2 protein-coding genes are annotated in these 1,827 nt (G+C 51.6%); both read left to right on the top strand.

Translation table 11 applies throughout. The features are described 5' to 3' along the window. The coding region (locus ACE1AQ_RS21615) for a photosystem II protein D2 (protein ID WP_271931852.1) at positions 1-172 on the top strand (172 nt) is incomplete at its 5' end. Next, a complete protein-coding gene (gene psbC / locus ACE1AQ_RS21610) occupies positions 156-1,538 on the top strand; it encodes a photosystem II reaction center protein CP43 (RefSeq protein WP_002801320.1) in 1,383 nt (460 codons plus the stop codon). The genes ACE1AQ_RS21615 and psbC, both read left to right, overlap by 17 nt. Positions 1,539-1,827: the final 289 nt, after the last annotated feature.

Below are 1,827 nucleotides of genomic sequence, written 5' to 3'. Positions count from 1 at the left end.
TGACTTCGTTTCTCAGGAATTGAGAGCGGCGGAAGACCCGGAATTTGAAACCTTCTACACTAAAAATATTCTGCTTAACGAAGGTCTGAGAGCTTGGATGGCTCCCCAAGACCAACCCCACGAAAACTTTATCTTCCCTGAGGAGGTTCTCCCGCGTGGTAACGCTCTCTAATATCCCTACTGCTAGTGGTCGTGACCAAAGTTCCACTGGCTTCGCTTGGTGGTCTGGTAACGCTCGTCTTATCAACCTCTCCGGTAAACTGCTCGGCGCTCACGTCGCCCACGCTGGTTTAATCGTTTTCTGGGCCGGGGCGATGACCCTGTTTGAAACCGCCCACTTCATCCCCGAAAAACCGATGTACGAACAGGGTTTAATCCTGCTTCCCCACTTAGCTACCCTCGGTTTTGGGGTCGGTCCGGGTGGTGAAGTAGTCGATACCTTCCCCTACTTCGTCGCTGGTGTTCTGCACTTAATTTCTTCGGCTGTACTCGGTTTTGGTGGTATCTACCACGCTATCCGCGGACCGGAAACCCTAGAGGAATACTCTAATTTCTTCGGTTACGACTGGAAAGACAAAAACCAAATGACCAACATCATCGGTTATCACCTGATTCTCTTGGGTTGTGGTGCGCTGTTGTTGGTATTTAAAGCCATGTTCTTTGGCGGTGTCTATGATACCTGGGCCCCCGGTGGTGGTGATGTCCGCATCATCACCAATCCGACCCTCAACCCCGCAGTTATCTTTGGTTATCTGACTAAAGCTCCCTTCGGTGGCGAAGGCTGGATTATCAGCGTCAACAACATGGAAGATATCATCGGCGGTCACATCTGGATTGGCTTAATCTGTATCGCTGGCGGTATCTGGCACATTCTCACCAAACCTTTTGCCTGGGCCCGTCGCGCTTTCATCTGGTCTGGAGAAGCCTATCTGTCCTACAGCTTGGGCGCTCTTTCCATGATGGGCTTTATCGCCGCCGTTTACGTTTGGTTTAACAACACCGCCTATCCCAGTGAATTCTACGGTCCGACCGGTATGGAAGCTTCCCAAGCTCAAGCTTTCACCTTCTTGGTCCGTGACCAACGCTTAGGTGCTAACGTCGCTTCTGCCCAAGGCCCCACTGGTCTAGGTAAATACCTGATGCGCTCTCCCACTGGCGAAATCATCTTCGGTGGTGAAACCATGCGTTTCTGGGATTTCCGCGGTCCCTGGTTAGAACCCCTTCGTGGTCCTAACGGTTTAGACCTCGACAAAATCAGAAATGACGTGCAACCCTGGCAAGTACGCCGCGCGGCTGAATACATGACCCACGCTCCTTTAGGTTCCTTGAACTCTGTAGGTGGGGTTATCACTGACGTTAACTCGTTTAACTATGTGTCTCCTCGCGCTTGGTTGGCTACCTCTCACTTCACCCTCGCCTTCTTCTTCCTGATTGGACACCTCTGGCACGCTGGACGCGCTCGCGCCGCCGCCGCCGGTTTCGAGAAAGGAATTGACCGCGAGACTGAACCCGCATTGGCAATGCCTGACCTCGACTAATTTCGGTTAGTTCGATGGCAGCGGCTCCCGTCTAGTTGGCGGGAGCCTTTTTGTTGTTAAATAGGGTTTGCTGAAAAAGCTTTTCCAGGGGGCAGGGTGTGGGGTGTGGGGTGTGGGGAAGTGGGGAGCGGGAATTATAAATTATGAATTAAGTAGCTAGGCAGAATTAAACTTAAAACAGTGAGTTTCGTATCCTCCTTTTTGAGCGCGAGCTTCGATCCCTTGTTTAACAGCGATCGCTAAATCGGACTCATCGGGAAAAATTTGACCTGCCAGTTCATGCGTTTTT

Origin of the sequence: Microcystis sp. BLCC-F209, assembly GCF_041928595.1 — a bacterium.
Classification (GTDB): Bacteria; Cyanobacteriota; Cyanobacteriia; order Cyanobacteriales; family Microcystaceae; genus Microcystis.
Note: the sequence above shows the minus strand (reverse complement) of the source record. Positions and strands in the feature narration are given on the sequence as shown.